4 protein-coding genes are annotated in these 2,392 nt (G+C 40.8%); 2 read left to right on the forward strand and 2 right to left on the reverse strand.

The features are described 5' to 3' along the window. The first annotated feature begins 40 nt into the window (after positions 1-40). Together M0651_RS23795 and M0651_RS23800 are read left to right on the forward strand one after the other, a co-directional pair. Entirely contained in the window at positions 41-529 is a 489-nt protein-coding gene (locus M0651_RS23795; RefSeq protein WP_248554150.1) for a DUF6933 domain-containing protein, read from the forward strand. 272 nt (positions 530-801) lie between these two features. Next, the gene (locus M0651_RS23800) at positions 802-1,179 is read left to right on the forward strand and encodes a cupin domain-containing protein (RefSeq protein WP_248554151.1); all 378 of its coding nucleotides are present in this window, start codon (positions 802-804) and stop codon (positions 1,177-1,179) included. 252 nt (positions 1,180-1,431) lie between these two features. On the opposite strand, the gene M0651_RS24335 is transcribed toward M0651_RS23800, so the two are convergent. Beyond that, positions 1,432-1,764, reverse strand: a complete 333-nt coding sequence (locus tag M0651_RS24335) for a type II toxin-antitoxin system RelE family toxin (RefSeq protein ID WP_372491049.1) — start codon at positions 1,762-1,764, stop codon at positions 1,432-1,434. Next, a complete protein-coding gene (locus M0651_RS23805; RefSeq protein WP_248554152.1) occupies positions 1,682-1,918 on the reverse strand; it encodes a hypothetical protein in 237 nt (78 codons plus the stop codon). Before M0651_RS23805 ends, M0651_RS24335 begins: the two co-directional genes overlap by 83 nt. Between the last annotated feature and the right edge of the window lie 474 nt (positions 1,919-2,392).

The raw sequence follows: 2,392 nt of genomic DNA on the forward strand, positions 1-2,392 counted from the left end.
GTGAAACCAGTGCTAACCAGTATCAATAGGAGACTAAAATATGATGATTCTAAAATTCACTCAAAAGCTCTTTAAAGATATGAAAATTGCTCCTTTAGAAGCAAATGGAGCTGACCCATTATTCAGTTGGCACGTGAATATATTGCAGCTGAAGAAAAAACACATAATCTTTGTAAACGATTTGAGCCGATTATGTTTAATTCTTGATGGTATACGTAGTTCGCAATTAAACAAACTTCAAGTCAAATTTAAAGTGGACCTCAGAGAATACTTGCAATTAGAAGGAGTCAGGAGGGCACTGATTGATCAGTATTACTTTGAAGCAGGTGATATACACATAGAAAAAACAAACGATAAGAGTGTTCTAGGAACAATGAAAGAGATGTCTCTATACTGTAGGGATATGGGATTTGATCACCCCTATGATTTAAGTGCTTGGCTAAATTCGTTGATTTACAAACCAATTGACTATGAGAAACCTATAGATGTCTTCAAGAAAGCATTAGAAGATAGATATTCAAAGCGCTAATGCGAGTATCTCAGGTGGGGCACTGGCATCACATAACACCGCATCCACGCTTCAGGCCTAACGGCCTTCGGTCCCCGAGTAGTATTCGGCCGGGATGTGATTCAGGGGACAACCCTGCACCGGCTAAGTCTTCGACCCGGCAGGCCGATCGCTGCGCTTGATTGACGAGCTGTCTTAAGCCGGTGAGGGTTCGTGAATGCAAGAACGTTATACGACAGAACGAAGATTGTTTATTAATAACCAAAAACCATTCCAATTTGAGGGGATTCAAAATGAAATTATTTCGATTCGATGAGTCAGTTGGAAGAAAGATAGATAAATTCGGAAGTAAGAACATCATAATAACCCCTATCATAAAAATACTTGAACGTCATATAGACATTATTCAAGTATCGTCAATGCATATGAACCCTGAAGGACTTATTTGGGGGCATGAGGCACCTGTACCACAGCTATTTATTGTAGTAGCTGGAGAAGGATTTATTAGTGGGAGAGATAAAGTTCGAGTACCAATACAAGCAGGGCAAGTAGCATTTTGGGAATCTGGGGAATGGCATGAAGTAGTAACTGACAAAGGAATGAATGCAATTGTTATTGAATCGGATCAATTAATGCCGGAAGAACTATTATTAAAAGAAGTAATACAGTAACAAAATTTTCGTGGGCATATTCAAGGTTCCGTCGTATAACAATATGTTCACGCATCGGCGGACAAGCCGCCTCGGTCGCCAGGAGATAATTCGAGGAAGTAGATTCAGGCGACACATCCGCACCACCTAACCGCATCGCGGCCGCTCACTACGTTCGCTTAAGGTGGTGGGACGTCGTGAACACGGAACCGTTATATGAAACCGGTGTAAACCATTAAGAATAAAAGAGACACTTGATGATCAAGTGCCTGGTTATTTCTTATAGACATCTCCTCGCGAGCCAACTCTGATGACAATGATAAGTAATTTGTCGTTGAATATCGAGTAAACAACTCGGTATGGTCCTACTCGTAGTCTAAATTGATTTTCAGTACCTTGCATTTTCTTAATATCTAATTCGTCGGATTTCGGGTTTTCCGACAAAATTTTGATATGATCAAGTATTCTGTTTCGACTAATCTTATCGAGTCGTTGAATATTCTTCAATGCGTCCTTGTAAAACTTAACTTCGTAATTCATCTTCGATATCCTGTAGATCAATGAGTTCGCCTTTTTTAAGTGCTTCATGGGCTGCGTGGATTGCATCTAAGTCATCTTGTGTGGTTGGTTCGTCGTCGATTGGAATTTCTCTATAGAAATTATTTTGGGCCAGTCTTTCCAGTAATTCAGTAACTAGCTCTAGGTCTCTCTCCGATAGTCGATTAATCAAGTCGGTGACCTTCTCTTTACTAACTGCCATTAAGGTCATCTCCTTTCAAGGAATGCTCAAAGCTAACTACAGTATAACATTTTAAATAAGCACTATACAAAGACTTAAAAACGGGAATAGAATATTTGCAAGTAACTCAAGATGACACCGGCATCAGATAACAATGTGTTCACGCATCGGTGGACAAGCCGCCTCGGTCCCGGAAGATAAGTCGAAGAAGAAGTTGCCGGGACACATCCGCACCACCTAACCGCATCGCGGCCGGTCACTACGTGACCTTAAGGTGGTGGGACGTCGTGAACACGGAAACGTTATCTGCCATCGTCTAATCGAAGAAGCGGGAAAGATAGAAGAGCTATATATCACGAAGCGGTTCAAACGTACTTAGATAACTACGAGAAGAGGGTTAAAGAAGAAAGCAGGAGCGGGGACTTAGTTTAGGAATGAGCATTAAGTAATTTATCGGCGCATCATCATGAAGAACATACATAGAAGTAATAAAAT

Source organism: Paenibacillus mellifer (assembly GCF_023195895.1).
Lineage (GTDB): Bacteria > Bacillota > Bacilli > Paenibacillales > Paenibacillaceae > Fontibacillus > Fontibacillus mellifer.